The following is an 18,323-nucleotide window of genomic DNA, read 5'->3' on the forward strand; positions in this document are numbered from 1 at the left end:
TGGCGGGGCCGCTTCCCGGGACGGAGTCACGGGTGGAGGGTCGGAGGATGGACCCGTGTACGGTCCGGACAGGGAGGCGCACACGATGAGCGGCACGGCTCGACCCGGCGACCCGGACCGGGAAACGGTGAACGGGGAGGCGGCGGACCCGGACCCGGCGCCCGCCGAGCCCGAGGGCGGGGAGTCCGCCTGCTGGCTGGATCGGGTCTGCGCCGACTGCGGCGCGATCCAGGACACCGCGCCCTTCGCCCGCTGTGCGCGCTGCGGAGCGCCCAGGGAGTGAGCACACGGGGCGCCCCGGCCGCCCGCCCCCGGTGCCCAACTCCCCTGGGCAGCCCACCAGGTACGGTCTGATCATGACCGCCGGAGCGCGGGTGCCGGCCGCCGGAGACCGCGGCCGCCGTATCCCGCCCGGACGACCCACGGCATCACGGACCAACGGGGGGCTTCGCCGTCGTGTTCTCCACCTCCACCTCCGCCCCGCCGACCCCCTCGGGGCGGCCCATATGGTCGTGTGCGGTGACGACGCGCTCGCCCACCGCCTCGCCGCCGAGCTCCACTTCGTCTACCGGACACGGGTGACGGTCGTCATCCCCGGCGGCGCCCCCTTGGCGGACCCGGCCGGGCAGCGCATGGCCGGATGGCGGTCGGGCGGCCGTGCCTCCGCGCTCTTCGGCCGGTTCAGCGCGGCCGTCGGACGGGTCCCGCTGCCCCGGCAGACCGCGGACGATCCCGCTCCGGAGGGGGGAGTGCGGGTCATGGAGGTCCCGGCGCTGGACGAGGAGGTGCTGACCGAGGCGGGTGCGCAGCATGCGACGGCCCTCGCCCTGGTCCATGACGACGACGAGGCCAACATCCACGCCGCCCTCCGCGCCCGCCGCCTCAACCCCCGGCTGCGCCTGGTGATCCGGCTCTACAACCGCAAGCTCGGCCAGCATCTGGAGGAACTCCTCGACGAGGCGGCGCGGGTGGCCGATCCCGGTATGGACCCGGCGGAGCTGGACGCCACCACCACCGTACTGTCGGACGCCGACACGGCGGCCCCCGCCCTGGCGGCCACCGCCGTCGCGGGCACCAGCAAAGTCCTCCAGGCCGACGGGCTGCTGCTGCGCGCGGCCGAGCGCACCCCGCCCGGCCCCGACGAGGTGGCCCGCCCGGGGCTGTGCACCCTCGCCCTGCTCTCGTCCACCACCAGCGACCCCGGCGGCAGCGAGGGCTCGGACAGCAGCGGGGACGAGGGGCCCAAGCTGCTGCCCGGAGACGAGGAGGTGGCCGCCGCCACCGGGCGCGACACGGTGGTGCTCGAGGCCGTCTCCGCCACCGGCCCACCGCTGCCGCCGCGGCGGCTCGGCACCCGCAGACTGCCCCTCGCCTCGCTGTTCTCCCGTCGGCTGCGCTGGTCCGTCGCCGGAATGGCGATCGCAGTCCTCGCCCTCACCATCGCCTCCTGGCAGCTCACCGGTGCCGGTCTGCTCCGCGCTGCCTACCTCACGGTGCTGGACGTGCTGGCGATCGACGACCCGGCGCTGGACGAGCCGACCGGGCGCAAGGTCCTCCAACTGCTGTCCGGGCTGACCGGACTGCTGATGCTGCCCGTCCTGGTGGCCGCCGCGCTCGAAGCGCTGGGCACCTTCCGCACCGCCTCCGCGCTGCGCCGCCCTCCGCGCGGCCTCTCCGGCCATGTCGTGCTGCTCGGGCTCGGCAAGGTCGGCACCCGGGTCCTGGCCAGACTCCGGGAGATGGACATCCCCGTGGTGTGTGTGGAGGAGGACCCCGGGGCGCGCGGCATCCCGCTGGCCCGCAGGCTGGGCGTGCCGACGGTCATCGGCGATGTCACCCAGGAGGGCGTCCTGGAGGCCGCCAAGATCCAGCGGGCGCACTCCCTGCTCGCCCTGACCAGCGTCGACACCACCAACCTGGAGGCGACGCTGTACGCCCGCTCGGTCAAGCCCCGGCTGCGGGTGGCGCTGCGCCTGTACGACGACCGCTTCGCCACCGCCGTCTACCGCACGCTGCGCGCGGCCCATCCGCGCGCCCTCACCCGCAGCCGCAGCGTCTCCAGCCTGGCGGCCCCGGCGTTCGCCGGAGCGATGATGGGACGTCAGGTCCTCGGCGCCATACCGGTCGAGCGCCGGGTGCTGCTCTTCGCCGCCCTGCATGTCGCCGGGCATCCGCAACTGGAGGGGCGTACCGTCGCCGAGGCGTTCGCACCGGGCGCCTGGCGGGTGATCGCACTGGACGCGGCGGAACCGGCCGACCGGCAGCGCGACCTCGCCGCGGCGCCTCCCTACGACGGCGCCACCCAGGCGCCCTCCCTGGTGTGGGATCTGCACCCCGGCTATGTCCTGCGGCCGCACGACCGGGTGGTGCTGGCCGCCACCCGCCAGGGCCTGGGCGAGATCCTCGCGGGGGCGGCGGCCGGCCGGAACTGACGTCCAGCCGCCCGTGGCGCTCCTGGGAGCGGGGGCCACATGGTGCGGCGGTGCCCGGGATGCGATGATGCCGGGCGACGAAGGCGACGGCGGAACGAGGAAGCCGGTGTGAATCCGGCGCGGTGCCGCCACTGTGATCGGCGAGCGGATCCCGAACAGGCCACTGCCCGTACGCGCGGGTGGGAAGGCCGGGACGAGCATCGACCCGAGAGCCAGGAGACTCACGCGGTCGCCTCCTCGACGGGGTGTGTCGATGTGCGGCTCCGCCGCGTGGGGGGCGGACTTCCCCGGAGGAGGGCGATGCGCCATGCCTGTCAGGCCGACCGACCCGGTGCCATGCCGGGTGACCGTATGCCGGGACTGCTGCTGCGGCAGCCCCAAGGTGACCGGAATCGACCATGCGGCGCAGATCGCGCGGCTGCGTGAGGAAGCGCCCGTACGCGTCTCCGCGTGTCTGGACGTCTGCGATCAGGCCAATGTGATCGTGGTGCAGCCATCGGCGGCCGGACGTGCCGCCGGGGGCAGGCCGGTGTGGCTCGGCCTGGTCAACGGCACGGACGCGACAGAGGACATCGTGGCGTGGGTGACGGCGGGCGGCCCCGGTGTGGCACCGCTGCCCGACATCCTCGATCTGTACGCCTTCTCGCCACGGCGGCGCGCCTCGCCGGAGCCGTCATCCGGCGGGCGCTGACCGGCCGAAGTCCCCCACGGCTTCCGGGAGTTGCTCATTGAGAGCAGGAGTCTGGCGGCCCCGCATCCCGTGGGCTACCGTCGGTAACACGTTGCCGTCGCGGCAACCCCCTTCGCATCTCCCGCACCCTCCGAACCCCCTTCCGGAAGGCAGCCCATGGAGAACTCCACAGAGAATGCCGCCTCGCTCGCCGGGATCAGCCGCCGCCGCGCCCTGACGGCGGCGGGCGGTGTGCTCGCCGGCGCCGCGCTCGCCCAGGCGGCGGGCCCGGCCTTCGCCGCCTCCGGGGCGTCCTCGGACGCGGACGCCATCGTGGTCGGCGGCGGGCTCGCCGGGCTGGTCGCCACGGCGGAACTGGCGGCCGCGGGACGCAAGGTGCTCCTCCTCGACCAGGAGCCCGAGAGCAACCTCGGTGGCCAGGCGTTCTGGTCCTTCGGCGGCCTGTTCTTCGTCAACTCCGAGGAACAGCGGCTGATGGGCATCAAGGACACCCACGAACTGGCCTGGCAGGACTGGCTCGGCACGGCCGGCTTCGACCGCGGCGTCTCCGATCCCGGCGGCCAGGATTACTGGGCCCGAAAATGGGCCGAGGCGTACGTGGACTTCGCCGCCGGGGAGAAGCGGTCCTGGCTGCACGGGCTCGGCGTGCAGTGGTTCCCGATCGTCGGCTGGGCCGAGCGCGGCGGCGGCCTCGCGGACGGGCACGGCAACTCGGTGCCGCGTTTCCATGTCACCTGGGGTACCGGTCCGGCGGTGGTCGAGCCGTTCGAGAAGAAGGTGCGGGCCGCCGCGAAGGACGGGCGGGTGACCTTCAAGTTCCGGCACCGGGTGGACGATCTGGTGGTCACCGGCGGTGCCGTCACCGGGGTCAGCGGCGCGATCCTGGAGCCGAGCGATGCCGCCCGTGGCAAGCCCACCTCGCGCAATATGGTCGGCCACTTCGAGCTCAACGCCCCGGTGGTGATCGTCACCTCGGGCGGTATCGGCGCCAACCACGATCTCGTACGGCGGAACTGGCCCGACCGGCTCGGCTCACCTCCGAAGTTCATGGTCACCGGCGTCCCGGCGTATGTGGACGGCCGGATGCTCGCGATCACCGAGAAGGCAGGCGGACGGATCGTCAACCCCGACCGCATGTGGCACTACACCGAGGGCCTCAGAAACTACGACCCGATCTGGCCGGGCCACGGCATCCGCATTCTCCCGGGCCCCTCGTCGATGTGGTTCGACGCGAAGGGCAAGCGCTTCTCCACCCCCGACATCCCGGGCTACGACACCCTGCACACCCTCGGGACGATCACCGCCACCGGCTATGACTACTCCTGGTTCGTCACCACCCAGAAGATCATCGCCAAGGAGTTCGCGCTCTCGGGCTCCGAGCAGAACCCGGACCTGACCAACAAGGACATCCTGCAGCTCCTCTCCCGCATCTGGCAGACACCCGAGCCGATCCAGCGGTTCCGGGACAAGGGCGAGGACTTCGTCGTCGCCAACACCCTGCCCCAACTGGTCGCGGGCATGAACAAGTTGACCGGCGACAACCTGATCGATGTGGCGGACCTCACCCGGCAGATCGAGGCCCGCGACCGCGAGATCGCCAACCCGTACACCAAGGACGTCCAGGTCATGGGCATCCGCAACGCGCTCGCCTACCCCGGGGACACGCTCAGCCGCACCGCCTCCGCGCACCGGATCCTGGACCCGTCCGCCGGACCCCTGATCGCCGTGCGCCTCAACATCCTCACCCGCAAGACCCTCGGCGGCCTCCAGACCGACCTCACCGGCCGCGTCCTGGACGCCTCCGGCAACCCGATCACCGGCCTGTACGCGGCCGGTGAGGTCTCGGGCTTCGGCGGCGGGGGAGTGCACGGCTACCGCTCCCTGGAGGGCACCTTCCTCGGCGGCTGCCTGTTCTCGGGCCGCGCCGCGGGCCGTGCGGCGGCGGCCGCGACCGCGACCTGAACCGGCGGGTGCGGCGGCGGTGGCGCACCGGGCACATGGCAGACTCCTCCTGCGATCCGCGGGCGGCCGGGAGCATCCCCGGCCCATGAAGTCGCTGGGCAGGGGAGGGTGCATGGGCGGGGACGATCCGCATATCCATGTCGAGTCGAAGGTGGTCCGAGGCGTCGCCGCCGTCCGCGACATGATGGCGTCCACCTTCGGGCTGGCCGGTGACCTGCCGAGCCGCATCGCCACCGGATGCGGGCTGCGGGCGCCGTACGCGATGACCTCTCCGCGGCCGGAGAACGTCACCTGCCTTGCCTGCCGTGAGTACGCGCGGCTGGAGCATCTGCGCTTCGCGGACGAGCTCGAACGGCTGGGGCGGATGCCCGGATCGACCATCAGCACGGACCAGGCGAAGCTGGCCGCGGACCGGCATCGCGACCTCGCGAAGCGGTTTTCCGCCGCGGAGTGAGGGGCGGGCGGCGGAGCGTTCGCCGCCCGCCCCGCTCGGCGACGGATGCCGCTACGGCACCCGCCCGGGGTCTGACCGAGCAACGGCGTGCTCAGCTTCCGTGCGCTGTGGCGGCGTCACGCCTTCCGGCCGCTGCCGGCGCCGTCCGGAGACGGCTGTGGGGGCGGTGAGGACGGCCAGGCAGGCGAGGACGAGTGCGATGCCGGTCCAGCCGACGGCGGGGAGGCGTTCGCCGATGACCAGCACGGCGAGGACGGCGGCGACGGCCGGTTCGAGCAGGGAGAGCGTGGTCGCCGTACTCGCGGGCACATGCGCCAGTCCCCAGCCGAACAGGACGTAGCCGGTGAACATGGGCACCACCGCCATGTAGGCGCCGACGGCCATAGTGGACCCGGAGTCGAGCAGCGGCGCGCCGGTGACCAGGAGGACGGGCACGAGGAGCAGTCCGCCCAGGCCGAACACCGTGCCCATCGCCGCGCGGGAGGTGATGCCGTGGGTGATCAGCCGGTGCGCCGCCCAGGAGTAGAGGGCGTAGGTCGTGGCCGCGATGAGGCCCAGCCCCACGCCGAGCATCGTGGCGGCCATGGATGGCTGCTCCCGGCCGCCGGGGTCCTGAGCGGCTTGGGCCGCGCACAGCATGAGGGTGCCCAGGAGGCCCAGGGCGGCGCCGAGTGTCCAGCGGCGCGTCAGCCGGCGCCGGTCCATGACGCGTTCGATCACGGCCGAGGCCAGTGGCGCCATGCCGATCGACACCACGGTTCCCACCGCCACTCCGGCCAGGTGCATCGAGCTGTAGAACGCCAGGGGGTAGACCGCCACCGCGAACGCGCCGAGGAGTACGGTGCCGCGCCGCGCACGCAGCCGCGGGGCCTGACGGGCGATGCGGGGGGCCGCGACCAGGGCTTGGAGCAGGCCGCCCAGGCCCATGGCGACGGCGCCGATGGCGAGAGGCCCGACGTCCGGGGCGAAGGTCGCCGCGGTGCCGGTGGTACCCCACAGCACGGACGCGGCGAGCACACACAACGATCCGGCGCCCGCCGAACGGGCGCTGTGTCCGGTGGGCCGCCTCACAGCCTGTCCAGCAGGGCCGCCGCCATCGCGCGGGCGTGCCGCAGCCGGCTGCCGTCGCCTTCCAGCCCAGCGCGCGCCATCGCGCCCTCCAGCAGGAACGACAGGTGCTCCGCCATGGTGCGCACGTCGTCGGGGCGCTCGGGCAGCAGTTCTTCGAGGTGCCCGGCGATCAGGCGCTCGACCTGTTCCTTGTGGCGGCGTACGACACTCCGCCCCTCGTCTCCGGCGGGCAGCTCGGCGGCCGCGTTGAGCAGGCCGCAGCCGCGAAAGCCGCGCTCGTAGGCGAACGCCGCGTGATCGGCGTAGGCGTCGAAGGCCGCGAGGACGCCGTCGCGGGGGTTCTGCGCCTGCTCCAGCCGTGCCGTGTACAGCGCGAGCCACTCCTCGTGCCGGGCGTCGAGATAGGCCCTGACGAGGTCGGACTTGGAGGAGAAGTTGTTGTACAGGCTCATCTTCGCCACGCCGGCTTCGGTGGTGATCGTGTCGATTCCGGTCGCCGTCACGCCGTCGGCGTAGAAGCGCCGCGCGGCGGCCGCCAGCAGGCGCTCCCGGGCCGGCCGCCGCCTTCCGGGGCCCGTCGTCCTCGTACCGGTCTCACTCATCGCATGCATCCCGACAGATTAGGTAGGTAGGTCTACCTAATATAGAGGGCGATGAGAGATCCGGGAAGTGAGTTCCACCAGCAGTCGGCCTCCGACGCCGCCCGCGGACCATCGCCGACTGAGCGGGAGAACGGCGGGCACTCGAAGGGGCCAGGATGTGGCCTGCCCGGGCGATGGGTGATCTTCCAGAGGGCGGAGGAGAGATCATGGCAGCCGAGACCTATGACCCCCGGCGAACGGCAGTGCTGCTCGTCGACCCGTACAACGACTTCCTCTCCGAGGGAGGCAAGGTCTGGCCGGTCGTGCAGAGCGTGGCCCAGAAGGTCGGTCTGCTGGACAATCTGCGCGCCGTCGTCGGCACCGCCCGGCAGTCCGGGGTGCGGGTGGTGTTCGTCCCGCACCGCCGCTGGGAGCCGGGTGACTACGAGTCGTGGACCCACCCCAACCCGACCCAGCGGAACATCATGGTCCGGCACAGCTTCGCCCGGGACACCTGGGGTGGGGAGTTCCATCCGGACTTCCAGCCGCGGCCGGGGGAGGTGGTGGCCCATGAGCACTGGGCGCAGAGCGGGTTCGCCAACACCGACCTGAATATGCAGCTCAGGCAGCACGGCATCACCCATGTGATCCTCATCGGACTGCTGGCGAACACCTGCATCGAGTCCACCGGACGTTTCGCCATGGAACTCGGCTACCACGTCACGCTGGTCCGTGACGCCACCGCCGCCGCCACACCCGAGATGATGCATTCCGCGCATGAGCTGAACGGCCCCACCTTCGCCCATGCCATCCTCGCCACGAGCGAGCTCCTCGCCGCGTTGCCGGGGAGGGCGCCGGGGCGTAGCGGCGGTGCTCTACGGCGCGGGGGCCGAGCCGGAACCGACGACGCGGCCCTCCGGGATCTCCCCACGGGGCGGGCCCTCCTGGGATCGGCGCAGCGTCAGGTGGCGGACCAGGGCGATCCCGGTGAGGACGCTGACCAGTGCGCACACGCCCCACCAGCCGACCCGGCTCCAGACCTGGACCCCGAGCCAGGAACCCGCGCTGCCGCCCAGATAGGCGCAGGTCATATAGGCGGTATTGAGTCTGCTGCGGGCGTCCGGGCGCAGGGCGTAGACGCGGGCCTGGTTGGCGACCATGCCGGACTGCATCGCCACGTCCAGGAGCAGCGTGCCGACCGTCAGGGCGGCCAGGCCCAGCGTCCCGCCGCGGGCGCCCGCGGCGAGGATCACGGCGGAGCCGAGGACCCCGAGCAGGCAGACGAGGTTCACCGGATCGGGCCCTCGGCGGTCCACCAGGCGGCCGGCGAGCGGGGTGCAGAACATGGTCGCCGCGCCGACCAGGGCGAGCATCCCGACGGCCTGGGCACCCAGCCCGTAGGCCGGACCGGTGAGGAGGAGCGCCAGGCAGGTCCAGACGGCCGAGAATCCGGCGAAGACGGTCGCCTGGTACAGACAGGAGCGGCGCAGCTCCGGCTCGGTGCGCAGCAGCCGCAGCGGTTCGGCCAGAAGCGCGGGATAGGACTGCCGGGAACCCGGGGCCGTGGCCGGCACCGCGAACGCCAGGACGGTGGCGAGGAGCAGGGCCAGGACCGCGGCCACGAGATAGGGGGCCCGCCAGCCCAGCCATTCGCCGAGCGTGCCGCTGAAGGTGCGGGCCAGCAGCATGCCGCCGGTCGATCCGCTCAGCAGAGTGCCGATCACCGCCCCTCGGCGGTCGGCGGCCACCAGTCCGGCCGCCAGCGGGCCCACGATCTGCGCGGCCACGGTGGTCAGGCCGACGAGGGCGCTGGCGGCGACGAGGGGCGGCAGGGCCGGTGCGCACCCCGCGGCGAACAGGGCCAGGCCGGTGAGGGCGAGCAGGACGACGAGGAACGTGCGGTGCGGGATCCGGTCGCCGAGCGGCACCAGCAGGACGATCCCGGCCGTGTAGCCGACCTGGGTGGCGGTCACCACCAGGGCGGCGGAGTCGGCCGACACCTGCAGTCCGTCGGCGACCAGCGGGGCGATGGACTGCGGGAAATAGATGTTGCCCACCGCCACCGCACAGGTGATGGTGAGGATCAGGACCATGCGGCGGCTCATGCGTCAGTCCACCGGCCCATCGGCGGCACCGGTCGCCACGGCCGTCGCCTGTGCATGCGTGGGATGCGTCATGGGCTGAAGTCCATGGCACCGGCGTGGCCTTGCCAATCGATGTAGCGTACGGCTTAATGATCAGCTTCGCGCTCGGAGTCGAGGACCTGGCGGACACCCGGTTCGCCGTATCGCCCTTGAACGAGACGGTGTTCAGCCTGCGGGTGCTGCACGATCCGAGCCTGTCCGCGGTGCACCTCCCGTGGCGCAGATCCGTGCTCGGCGGACTCGGCGACCTGGACACGGACCTGCTGATGTCCTTGGTGGCGCGGAGGCGCACCCTCCCGGACTTTCTGACTCCGCGGCCCGCGAGCTTCGCCCCGGCCTTCGAGGACGAACTGGCCGTCGTCCGCCTGACCCCTCCCGGCCTGGTCCGCCGCGATCTGCTGGCCACCCACGCGCCGGACCCGCTGCCTTCGGCGCTGCGCGACGCCACCGCCGCCGACGACGCACCCGTCGCCGCACTACGCGACACCATCTGCGCACTCCTGCGGCAGTACTGGGAGATCGCCGTCAAGCCGATGTGGCCGCAGATGCGACTCGTCGTGGAGGCGGACATGACCTACCGCGCACGGCAACTGGCCATGGGCGGAGCCCGCCTGCTCTTCGCCGATATGCACCCCAATCTGCGATGGCACAACGGGGTGCTGCACATCGCCAAGATGATCAGCCGGCACCATGTCGCGGCATCCGGCCGGGGGCTGCTCCTCCTGCCCTCGGTCTTCGCGCACAAGCCCGCGCCCCCGGTGAGCCCGGAGGAACCTCCGTCGCTGGTCTATCCCAGCCGTGGAGTGGCGACGCTCTGGTCCTCGGCGCCCACCCACCACGCGCCCGCTCTCGTCTCGCTCATCGGCGCGCCCCGGGCGAGACTTCTCGGCTTCCTGGAGGAGCCACTGCCCACCGTAGAGCTCGCCCGCCGCCTCAGGGTGACGCCGAGCGCCGTCTCCCAGCACCTGCGCGTGCTGCATGCCACGGGGCTGGTCACCCGGGCACGCCACGGACGGCAGGTGCTGTACCGGCGAAGCACTCTCGGCGACCGACTGGCGGCCCCGGACGGGTCGTACGGGTGAGGTAATGGCCGTGAGGCAGGGCCGAACGTCCTTGACTTCACGTTCGGTTCAACTTTTACGGTCGGTTTCGTCGAACGAGTTCAAGCAACGACGGAGGGACCGGCCATGGAGTACTCCCACAGTGACGCCGAACTGATACGGCAGCCCATCGGATACTGGAGTTGGGCGGCGTACAAAGCCGTTGTCACCCGCATCCAGACCACGCTCGCCGGGATCGGCACCACCCAGCCACAGTGGTGGGTCCTCGCACAGGTCGCCCACGCCGACCCCGCCAAGACCCGCGAGGAGGTGTCCGACCTCCTCGGCAACTATCTCGAAGCGGGTCCGGAGGTCATGGAGGAGGAGATCGACCGGACCACCGCCCAGGGCTGGATCACCGAGGACGCCGAGGGACGTCTGGGACTCACGGCGGAGGGCAGAACCTTCTTCGACAAGGCCGCGGCCCTCCAGGACGAGCTGTGGACGGAACGGCACGCGGGCATCTCCGACGAGGAGTACCTGACGACGATCAAGGTGCTGCAGCGCTTCATCCACAACACGGGCGGACATGCCTGGCACCACTAGGGAGGGACCGGCCCCCCGTGTGGTCGTCGGTGTCCTGGGCGGTTTCTCACCGCCCAGGACACCCACGGCACCAGAGCCGTGACGCGCCTACCTGGCCAGTTCGGCCGGTACATCCAGCCGGGTCAGCTTCCGTGGGTTTCTCGCCACGTAGATCCGGGCGATGCGCCCGTTCTCCACCAGGAGGCTCACCGCGGACGGCTCGCCGTCGAAGGCGAGCCGGCCCGCGGTGTCAGCATCGCCATCGGCACGCTCTCCGCGAGTTCGACGCCCTCGGCGACATCGGGGCTGGTCAGCAGCGGCTCCGGCAGCCACTCGCCGACGTACTCCTCGCGGCGGCGTGACAGTGTCCGCAGGCGGTTGAGCGTCTGGCGGGTGACCGTGCGGACGAGGCAGGCCCGCGGGTCACGCACCCGCGACCGGTCGACGTCGGCCCACCGCAGCCAGGACTCCTGGACCACGTCCTGCGCGTCGGCGGCCGACCCGAGCATCTCGTCGGCGACCGTGAACAGCAGGCTGCGATGGGCGACGAACGGATCCAGCGCGGCACCTGGCTCGCCGTGGCCAGGTCCAGGGTTCCACAGCACCTCGTCGGGCTCGGGCTCCTCACCGAGCTGCTGGGGTTTCCCGGAGCTCGGTGGGGAGCTCCCCCTCGGGAACGCGTAGCGACATGGTGTCTCCCTGTGCGGTTGCCTGTTCGGCATGAGGACACCGCCGGGTTCGCGCATGTGACAGCGGTCGCCACCGTGCCTGGATCGTCAGGGCCACGGTGGCGCGCCACGGTCAGTAGGTGGTGGTGAGGATCTCCAGAACCTGGGTGTGATCGGGGGACAGGGGATTGTTCGTCGTCACCGCGTCCGCCACCGCCCCGGCGGCGATGGCGGGCAGCATGCCGCGGTCGGCGCCGAGCGTCCGCAGGGGGCGCTTCACCTCGACGGCGCCCGCGATTTCGCGTACCGCGTCGATGGCGGCCCGCGCCCAGTCCCCGTCGGCGGGCGGTGCGACGCGCATGGCGCGCGCCACCTGCTCATAGGCGCTCTGCGCGGCGGGGGCGTTGAACTCCATCACCTCTTCGAGGACGGCGGCGAGGGCTACACCGTGCGGGGTGCCGGTGTGTGCGGTCAGCGCGTGGCCGATGCCATGGACCAGCCCGAGCCCGGAGAGGCTGAGTGCCTGGCCCGCGAGATGGGCTCCCAGCATCAGCTCGGCGCGGGCGTCGAGGTCCGCGCCGTCCCGGTACGCGGCGGGCAGGGCGTGGCTGACCATGGTCACGGCCTGTGTGGCGTAGGCGGTGGAGACCGGGTTCGCGCCGCGCGAGGCGAGTGACTCGATGCCATGGACCAGGGCGTCGATACCGGTGGCGGCGGTGGCCGGTGCGGGCAGGCCCAGGGTGAGCTCCGGGTCGAGCAGCGCGACGCGCGGCTTCACGGAGGGGTGGCCGATGTACACCTTGCGGCAGGCGCTGGTGTCCTCGATGACCCCGAAGCCGTTGGTCTCGGCGCCGGTGCCGGAGGTGGTGGGGATCGCGACGAGCGGGAGTCCGTCGGCCGCCTCCCAGAGCTCGTCGGCGTCGTCGGCCGTGGCCTTCGGGTTGCCGACCAGCAGGGATATGCCCTTCGCCGCGTCGAGTACGGAGCCGCCGCCGAGGGCGACGACCGCGGCGGTGCCGAACGCACGGGCCCGTGCGGCACCCGCGTCGACGTTGGCGGTGGAGGGGTTGGGGGCCACCTCGTCGTAGACGGCGTACTCCAGCCCCGCGGCCCGGAGGGTCTTGAGGACCGGCTCGAGGACGCCCGCGGCGCGCAGGCCGTGGTCGGTGACGACGAAGGCGCGATCGTGGCCGGTGGCCGCGATCAGTGCGGGGAGTTGGCCGATGCGGCCGGGACCGAACTCGATACGGCAGGTGGGGTCGATGCTCAGCGGCGTGGGACCGCCGGGCCCGGGAGAGGTCATGGGGTGCGGCTCCTGGCGTCGTGGTGCGGGGTGGCGTTCGCTTCTTCTCAGACCGCGAGGGTCGCGTCGGCCGGCGTGATGGTCGGGTCGGGCAGCCGGAACTCCTGCCCGGCGAGGGCCTCGTAGAGGCGGACCGGGCTCATCTCACCGGCGAGCTCGCCGTGATGGGCCTTGGAGCGGCGGTAGATCTGCTCGACGAGGGCGGACAGTTCGGTGGACACGCCCAGGTCGCGGCCGAGGTCGACGGCGAGCCCCAGATCCTTGCAGGCCAGTGCCATGGCGAACGAGTCGTCGTAGTCACCGTCGGCGAGGATGGACATGAGGTCCTTCTCGACGAAGGCGGAGGCGGCCGGGCTCGCCAGCAGCGAGCTGCGCAGCGTCCCGAGGTCGACGCCCGCCTTGACGCCCATGGCGAGCACCTCGGAGGTGGCGACCACGTGGCTGAACCAGAGCAGGTTGAGCATGAGCTTGACCGTGTAGCCCGCGCCGGGCGGGCCGACGTGCAGAATCCGGTCCGGATCGCCCATGGCTTCGAGGACGGGCAGGGCGATGCGGAAGTCGTCGTCCGTACCGCCGGCGAAGATCTGCAGTGCTCCGGCCTCGGCGCCCCGTGCCATGCCGCTGACCGGTGCGTCCAGCCGGCGCACCCCGCGCCCGTTCAGCACATCGGCGGCGACGCGGTCCGCGGCCGCGGGAGTCGAGGTCGACATGTCGATCCACAGGGCGCCGGGCGGCAGGGCCTGGGCCGCGCCACCGCGCAGCAGGACGTCCTCGACGATGCGCGGGGTGGGGAGCATCGTGATCAGGAATTCCGCGCCTTCGGCACAGGCCGCGGGGGAATCGGCCCAGCGGGCGCCGAGCGCCAGATGCTCGGCGGCGGCCTCGGGCCGGGTGTCGTGCACGGTGACCAGGTGGCCCGCGTGGATGAGATGGCGGGCCATGTGGCGTCCCATGTTGCCCAGGCCGATGAAACCGATCCTCATCGTTGTCCTCGCTGTGGTGAGAAGAGAAAAGTAAAGAAGGGAGGGGATGAACAGGTCCGTGCGCCATGGCCGGTTCAGGCCAGGTTGATCCAGGTGGTCTTCAGCGCCGTGTACGCGTCCAGTGCGTGCAGCGACTTGTCACGGCCCGCGCCGGTGGCCTTGAAGCCGCCGAAGGGGGTGATGACATCACTGGCGTCGAAGGTGTTGATCCAGACCGTCCCGGCCCGCAGCCGCTTGGCGGCGCGGTGGGCGACGGCCACATCACGGGTCCAGACGGAGGCGACGAGCCCGTAGTCGCTCTCGTTGGCCAGCCGGATGCCCTCGTCGGCGTCGCCGTCGTAGGACACGATGGCCAGGACCGGGCCGAAGATCTCCTCCTGGCCGACGGCGGAGGTGTTCACCACCCCGTCCAGGACGGTCGGTTCGACATAGCTGCCGCCCGACGCGGTGAGGGTGCGGCCACCGCCGAACACCACGCTCGCCCCGTCCTCCACACCGCGTTCGATATAGCCGAGGACCGTGGCCAGCTGGGTCTCGTCGACCAAGGGGCCCATGACGGTGGCCGGGTCGAGCGGGTCGCCCACCTGGAAGGTCTCCGCGGTGATCCGGCGCAGGGCGTCCAGGAGCCGGTCCTTGACGGAGGCGTGCACCACGACGCGGGAACCCGCGTTGCAGGTCTGTCCGGCGTTGTAGAAGATGCCCCAGGCCACCGCCGACGCGGCGGCCTCGATGTCGGCGTCGGGCAACAGGAGCTGGGGCGACTTGCCACCCGCCTCGACGGCCACCTGCTTGCCGTTGGACTCGCCCGCGTACACCTGGAAGAGCCGGGCCACCTCCGCCGAACCGGTGAAGGCGATCTTGTCGACCTCCGGGTGGCGGCCCAGCGCCTGTCCGGCGACCTCGCCGCGGCCCGGGACGACATTGAGCACCCCGTCCGGCAGACCCGCCTCGGAGCCGAGGGCGGCCAGGCGCAGGGTGGCCAGGGAGGTCTGCTCGGCCGGCTTGAGGACGACGCTGTTGCCGGTGGCCAGTGCCGGGCCCAGCTTCCAACTGGCGATCAGCAGCGCGTAGTTCCACGGGACGACCGCGCCGATGACACCCAGGGGCTCCCGGGTGATCAGGGCGATGGCGTCCCCGGGGGTCGGCGCCACCTCGTCGTAGGTCTTGTCGATGGCCTCCGCGTACCAGGCGATGGTCTCGGCGGCCTTGTCCACGTCGATCCGCACGGACTCGGTGATGGGCTTGCCCATCTCCAGGGTGTCGAGGAGGGCCAGCTCCTCGGCGTTCGCCCGGATCAGCTCGGCCCAGCGCAGCAGGACGCTCTTGCGCTCCTTGGGCGGGAGGTCGCGCCAGCGTCCGTCCTCGAAGGCGGCGCGCGCGCCGCGTACGGCACGGTCCACGTCCTCGGCGCCGGCCGCCTGCACCTTGGCGAGCACCGAACCGTCGCGCGGCGAGACGCTGGTGAAGGTGTCGCCGGAGCGGGCGTCGGTGAAGCGGCCGTCGATGAACAGCCGGGTCTCGAAGGTGAGTGCGCCGGCCGCGGCCACCCACTGGTCGTACGTACGGGCGAGCAGGGCGTCGATGCCGTGCGTCATGTGATCCTCCACCGGTCGATCGCGTCTTCGTCCAGCTCGATACCGAGGCCCGGCCGCGCGGGTATCTCGAGGTCGCCCTCGCTGTTCACCCGCACCGGGTCGGCGAGCATGAAGTCCCGGCGCTCCGGGGTCCACCCGGGCGGGTCATAGGGGAACTCGAAGAACGGGCCGCCGCCGACCCCCGCCGCCACGTGCAGATTGGCGAGCACACCGATGCCGTTGGTCCAGCTGTGCGGGGTGAAGTGGCGGTGCTTGAGCTGGGCGATTTCCGCCAGGGTACGGGCGCGGTGCATGCCGATCGCGAGCACCACGTCCATCTGGTAGATGTCCAGGGCGTCCTCTTCGAGGTAGCGCAGCAGCTCGGTGGGGGAGTGGTGCATCTCGCCGGCGGCGATGCGCACCCCGGGGTTCTCGGCCCGCAGGCGCTTGAAGCCCGCCAGGTCGCCGTAGGGCAGCGGCTCCTCGACCCAGAACACGTCGAGCTCGGCCAGCCGCGCGATGGTCTTGCGGGTCCGGGCGAGGTCGGTGGCGCCCGCGGTGTCGCCCGCCATGCGCCACGACTGGTTCAGGTCCACCATGATCTCGAAGTCGGCGCCCAGTTCCTCGCGTACGGCGCGGACCGCGGCGATCCCCTCGTCCACCCGGTTGCGGTCGATGCGGATCTTCATCGCGCGGAAGCCCGCCTCGCGGACCTTCAGCGCGGTGGCGACCCGCTCCTGCGGCGACTTGAGCTCACCGCAGGAGGCGTAGGCGGGCAGCTTCTTGGCCGCGTTGCCGAACAGCTCCGCCACCGGGCGGCCGTGGACCTTGCCGATGATGTCCCACAGCGCCGCCTCCAGCGGCCAGTAGTGGGCGCCGTGGAAGTTGGCGGTCTCGATGGCCTTGACGTGCCGGGTGATGTCGAGCGGGTCCTCGCCGACGAACAGGTGCTTATAGGTGTCGAAGCCGTCCATCAGATCACCGGAGCCGATACCGGTGATCCCCTCGTCGGTGTGGACGCGGACGATCGTCGCGTCGAAGTGGCGCCGTGGCTCGGGGTCCCACGCGGCCCGGAACGGCGGGTCCAGCTCCAGGCGCAGCCGGTCCAGGGTGATATCCGTGATCTTCATCGGGTGAGCACCTCGGAGGTGGGGGCGTAGAACGGGTTGGCCGGGCCTTCCTCGGCGGCCGCGAGGACATCGGCCACGGTCGGGGTGCCGGTCACCGCGGCCCGCACCGCCTCGTACGCGGCGGCGCGCTGGTTGCGGAAGGACACATCCAGGTCGTCGACCGCCGGGTTCACCCAGATCGCGGCGATGATCAGCAGATCGTCGGCCTCCTCGGCGGACAGCAGACCGTCCCGGACCGCGTCCGTGACCCCCTGCGCCAGACCGGCCTGGGCGGAGCCCCACGTGGCGCGCTGGTGCAGCTCACCCTCCGCGGCGGCCTTCGGCACGAACAGCGTCAGCGGCTTCACCGGGACCGAGGGCCGCACGATCGTCACGAAGGGGACGTGTCCGGCGCTGGGCGTGGCCAGCGCCGTGGCCCAGGCCGTCTCGACGGGTCCGCCCTTGCGTCCGATCACGACATTCGTGTGCGCGGCGTTGGCACCCTCCCCGGCGAAGGACTCGCCGATGAGGGCGGTCGGGGCAAAAGGCGATGGCATGGGGATCTCCTGGATCTCCGGGAGCGGGGAATCGACGGACCGCAGGGGAGGAACCGCGCATTCGCCGCAGTTCTCCGGTCCGATGCGGCGAATCTAGAACCGCCGCCACCCCGCCGACAAGGCGCCGGGGTGAATCGAAATGCCGGTTGCTCTCATGACAACCCGGCGGCTGACCTGGGGCTTCCGTGGGGTGCGCTCTAGGATGTCGCGCGTGACGAACCTCCCCCCTCGCGGCACCGATGGTCCCGAGGACCCCGCCGATCCGCACGGCACGGGCCCCGACGCCTCCTCCGGTCCCGCGGACACCGCTGCCCCGCGCGGCCACGGGCTGCGCCGTGACATCGACCTGCTGGAGGCGCTCGCCTCCGACGAGGCCCAGAACGCCGGCGGGCTCGGCGTGGTACGCCTGGCGCATCTGGTGGGCCGGGAGAAGACCCAGGTCTCGCGGGCCCTCAAGGCCCTGGCCGCCGCGGGGATCGTGGAACGCGACCCCGACACCCTGGAGTACCGCCTGGGCTGGCGGCTCTTCTCGCTCGTCGCGCGGACCTCGCAGAACCGGCTGGTGCGCATGGCGGAGCCGGTGATGCACGCGCTCTCGTCGGACGTGGAGGAGACCAGCCATCTGTGTGTCCTGAGCGACCGTGAGGTGCTCACCCTGCTCTCGGTCTCCGGACACTCCTTCCGCGTCCACGGCTGGGAAGGGCGCGGAGTGCCCGCGTGGCAGACCTCGGCCGGGCGCGTGCTGCTGGCCGATGCCACCCCCGATGAGCTGTACGTCCGCTTCGGCACCGCCTCGACGCCGCCGATCCCCGAGCTGTGGTCACTGATCCAGGAGGCTTCGCGGCGGGGCTACGCGGGGGTGAGCGAGGAGTTCGAGACCGGTCTGGTCGGGGTCTCCGCACCCGTACGCGACTTCCGGGGACGTGTTGTCGCGGCGCTCAACATCTCGGCACCCAAGTCCCGGCTCGGCGACCGTCTGGACCAGGCGGGCCGCACCACGGCCAAGGCGGCGGCACGCGTCTCCGTGATGCTGGGCTGGGAGCCTCGGCACACCTCCTTCCCCAGGGCACGGCTCACCTGAAAGCGCCGGGGCCCTGCGGCCCCGGCGGGTGCGGGGGCGGGCATGGCGGGGAGTTGCCCTGACAGCAACCACCATTGCGATCCGAGAA

16 protein-coding genes, 2 pseudogenes and 1 riboswitch are annotated in these 18,323 nt (G+C 72.0%); of the genes and pseudogenes, 9 read left to right on the plus strand and 9 right to left on the minus strand.

The window, feature by feature from the left end:
* Window positions 1-85: 85 nt before the first annotated feature.
* The 5 genes from BLV72_RS36255 (at window position 86) to BLV72_RS36275 (ending at window position 5,539) form a co-directional block, all read left to right on the plus strand.
* Entirely contained in the window at window positions 86-283 is a 198-nt protein-coding gene (locus tag BLV72_RS36255; protein ID WP_143059831.1) for a hypothetical protein, read from the plus strand.
* Window positions 284-356: 73 nt separating this feature from the next.
* A complete protein-coding gene (locus BLV72_RS36260; RefSeq protein WP_425288475.1) occupies window positions 357-2,432 on the plus strand; it encodes an NAD-binding protein in 2,076 nt (691 codons plus the stop codon).
* Between the two features lie 60 nt (window positions 2,433-2,492).
* A riboswitch (cobalamin riboswitch) is annotated at window positions 2,493-2,670 on the plus strand.
* A gap of 69 nt (window positions 2,671-2,739) precedes the next feature.
* The gene (locus BLV72_RS36265) at window positions 2,740-3,123 is read left to right on the plus strand and encodes a hypothetical protein (RefSeq protein ID WP_093467712.1); all 384 of its coding nucleotides are present in this window, start codon (window positions 2,740-2,742) and stop codon (window positions 3,121-3,123) included.
* Between the two features lie 156 nt (window positions 3,124-3,279).
* A complete protein-coding gene (locus tag BLV72_RS36270) occupies window positions 3,280-5,085 on the plus strand; it encodes an FAD-binding dehydrogenase (protein ID WP_093467714.1) in 1,806 nt (601 codons plus the stop codon).
* Window positions 5,086-5,197: 112 nt separating this feature from the next.
* Window positions 5,198-5,539 carry a hypothetical protein gene (locus tag BLV72_RS36275; RefSeq protein WP_093467715.1) on the plus strand — a complete coding sequence of 114 codons (342 nt, stop codon included), beginning with the start codon at window positions 5,198-5,200 and terminating at the stop codon, window positions 5,537-5,539.
* A 51-nt stretch (window positions 5,540-5,590) separates the two neighbouring features.
* Here BLV72_RS36275 and BLV72_RS36280 read toward each other — a convergent pair whose 3' ends face one another.
* Both BLV72_RS36280 and BLV72_RS36285 read right to left on the minus strand, forming a co-directional pair.
* Window positions 5,591-6,610 carry a DMT family transporter gene (locus BLV72_RS36280; protein ID WP_093467717.1) on the minus strand — a complete coding sequence of 340 codons (1,020 nt, stop codon included), beginning with the start codon at window positions 6,608-6,610 and terminating at the stop codon, window positions 5,591-5,593.
* Window positions 6,607-7,212 carry a TetR/AcrR family transcriptional regulator gene (locus BLV72_RS36285; protein ID WP_093467718.1) on the minus strand — a complete coding sequence of 202 codons (606 nt, stop codon included), beginning with the start codon at window positions 7,210-7,212 and terminating at the stop codon, window positions 6,607-6,609. The genes BLV72_RS36280 and BLV72_RS36285 overlap by 4 nt, the downstream gene beginning before the upstream one ends.
* A 206-nt stretch (window positions 7,213-7,418) precedes the next feature.
* Here BLV72_RS36285 and BLV72_RS36290 point away from each other — a divergent pair.
* A pseudogene (locus BLV72_RS36290) lies at window positions 7,419-7,907 on the plus strand (cysteine hydrolase family protein); the annotation flags it as partial.
* Between the two features lie 159 nt (window positions 7,908-8,066).
* On the opposite strand, the gene BLV72_RS36295 reads toward BLV72_RS36290, so the two are convergent.
* Window positions 8,067-9,296, minus strand: coding sequence for an MFS transporter (locus BLV72_RS36295; protein WP_244321184.1), 1,230 nt, complete (start codon window positions 9,294-9,296; stop codon window positions 8,067-8,069).
* 128 nt (window positions 9,297-9,424) lie between these two features.
* On the opposite strand from BLV72_RS36295, the gene BLV72_RS36300 reads away from it, so the two are divergent.
* Together BLV72_RS36300 and BLV72_RS36305 are read left to right on the plus strand one after the other, a co-directional pair.
* On the plus strand, window positions 9,425-10,417 hold the full coding sequence (locus BLV72_RS36300; protein ID WP_093467721.1) for an ArsR/SmtB family transcription factor: 993 nt from the start codon (window positions 9,425-9,427) through the stop codon (window positions 10,415-10,417).
* 105 nt (window positions 10,418-10,522) lie between these two features.
* Complete coding sequence (locus BLV72_RS36305; protein ID WP_093467723.1) at window positions 10,523-10,981, plus strand: MarR family winged helix-turn-helix transcriptional regulator; 459 nt, start codon at window positions 10,523-10,525, stop codon at window positions 10,979-10,981.
* 227 nt (window positions 10,982-11,208) lie between these two features.
* On the opposite strand, the pseudogene BLV72_RS36310 reads toward BLV72_RS36305, so the two are convergent.
* The 6 genes and pseudogenes from BLV72_RS36310 to fae form a co-directional block, all read right to left on the minus strand.
* Window positions 11,209-11,469, minus strand: a pseudogene (locus tag BLV72_RS36310) (sigma factor); the annotation flags it as partial.
* Between the two features lie 292 nt (window positions 11,470-11,761).
* Window positions 11,762-12,931: an iron-containing alcohol dehydrogenase gene (locus BLV72_RS36315; protein ID WP_093467724.1), complete on the minus strand. Its 1,170-nt coding sequence runs from the start codon at window positions 12,929-12,931 to the stop codon at window positions 11,762-11,764.
* Between the two features lie 47 nt (window positions 12,932-12,978).
* The gene (locus tag BLV72_RS36320) at window positions 12,979-13,914 is read right to left on the minus strand and encodes an NAD(P)-dependent oxidoreductase (protein ID WP_093467726.1); all 936 of its coding nucleotides are present in this window, start codon (window positions 13,912-13,914) and stop codon (window positions 12,979-12,981) included.
* Window positions 13,915-13,988: 74 nt separating this feature from the next.
* Entirely contained in the window at window positions 13,989-15,509 is a 1,521-nt protein-coding gene (locus BLV72_RS36325) for an aldehyde dehydrogenase (RefSeq protein WP_208905832.1), read from the minus strand.
* Complete coding sequence (locus BLV72_RS36330; protein WP_093467727.1) at window positions 15,506-16,618, minus strand: mandelate racemase/muconate lactonizing enzyme family protein; 1,113 nt, start codon at window positions 16,616-16,618, stop codon at window positions 15,506-15,508. The genes BLV72_RS36325 and BLV72_RS36330 overlap by 4 nt, the downstream gene beginning before the upstream one ends.
* Window positions 16,615-17,154 carry a formaldehyde-activating enzyme gene (gene fae / locus BLV72_RS36335; RefSeq protein WP_093467729.1) on the minus strand — a complete coding sequence of 180 codons (540 nt, stop codon included), beginning with the start codon at window positions 17,152-17,154 and terminating at the stop codon, window positions 16,615-16,617. The genes BLV72_RS36330 and fae overlap by 4 nt, the downstream gene beginning before the upstream one ends.
* A gap of 202 nt (window positions 17,155-17,356) precedes the next feature.
* Here fae and BLV72_RS36340 point away from each other — a divergent pair, with 202 nt between their 5' ends.
* Window positions 17,357-18,235, plus strand: a complete 879-nt coding sequence (locus tag BLV72_RS36340; RefSeq protein WP_244321185.1) for an IclR family transcriptional regulator — start codon at window positions 17,357-17,359, stop codon at window positions 18,233-18,235.
* Window positions 18,236-18,323: the final 88 nt, after the last annotated feature.

Source organism: Streptomyces melanosporofaciens, assembly GCF_900105695.1.
In the GTDB taxonomy this organism is placed as follows: domain Bacteria; phylum Actinomycetota; class Actinomycetes; order Streptomycetales; family Streptomycetaceae; genus Streptomyces; species Streptomyces antimycoticus.

Bases quoted from the DNA above. Each gene is read 5' to 3' on its own strand.
- BLV72_RS36255 (WP_143059831.1), top strand. From the start codon at position 86: ATGAGCGGCACGGCTCGACCCGGCGACCCGGACCGGGAAACGGTGAAC.
- BLV72_RS36260 (WP_425288475.1), top strand. From the start codon at position 357: ATGACCGCCGGAGCGCGGGTGCCGGCCGCCGGAGACCGCGGCCGCCGT.
- BLV72_RS36265 (WP_093467712.1), top strand. From the start codon at position 2,740: ATGCCTGTCAGGCCGACCGACCCGGTGCCATGCCGGGTGACCGTATGC.
- BLV72_RS36270 (WP_093467714.1), top strand. From the start codon at position 3,280: ATGGAGAACTCCACAGAGAATGCCGCCTCGCTCGCCGGGATCAGCCGC.
- BLV72_RS36275 (WP_093467715.1), top strand. From the start codon at position 5,198: ATGGGCGGGGACGATCCGCATATCCATGTCGAGTCGAAGGTGGTCCGA.
- BLV72_RS36285 (WP_093467718.1), bottom strand. From the start codon at position 7,212: ATGAGTGAGACCGGTACGAGGACGACGGGCCCCGGAAGGCGGCGGCCG.
- BLV72_RS36295 (WP_244321184.1), bottom strand. From the start codon at position 9,296: ATGAGCCGCCGCATGGTCCTGATCCTCACCATCACCTGTGCGGTGGCG.
- BLV72_RS36300 (WP_093467721.1), top strand. From the start codon at position 9,425: ATGATCAGCTTCGCGCTCGGAGTCGAGGACCTGGCGGACACCCGGTTC.
- BLV72_RS36305 (WP_093467723.1), top strand. From the start codon at position 10,523: ATGGAGTACTCCCACAGTGACGCCGAACTGATACGGCAGCCCATCGGA.
- BLV72_RS36315 (WP_093467724.1), bottom strand. From the start codon at position 12,931: ATGACCTCTCCCGGGCCCGGCGGTCCCACGCCGCTGAGCATCGACCCC.
- BLV72_RS36320 (WP_093467726.1), bottom strand. From the start codon at position 13,914: ATGAGGATCGGTTTCATCGGCCTGGGCAACATGGGACGCCACATGGCC.
- BLV72_RS36325 (WP_208905832.1), bottom strand. From the start codon at position 15,509: ATGACGCACGGCATCGACGCCCTGCTCGCCCGTACGTACGACCAGTGG.
- BLV72_RS36330 (WP_093467727.1), bottom strand. From the start codon at position 16,618: ATGAAGATCACGGATATCACCCTGGACCGGCTGCGCCTGGAGCTGGAC.
- fae (WP_093467729.1), bottom strand. From the start codon at position 17,154: ATGCCATCGCCTTTTGCCCCGACCGCCCTCATCGGCGAGTCCTTCGCC.
- BLV72_RS36340 (WP_244321185.1), top strand. From the start codon at position 17,357: ATGTCGCGCGTGACGAACCTCCCCCCTCGCGGCACCGATGGTCCCGAG.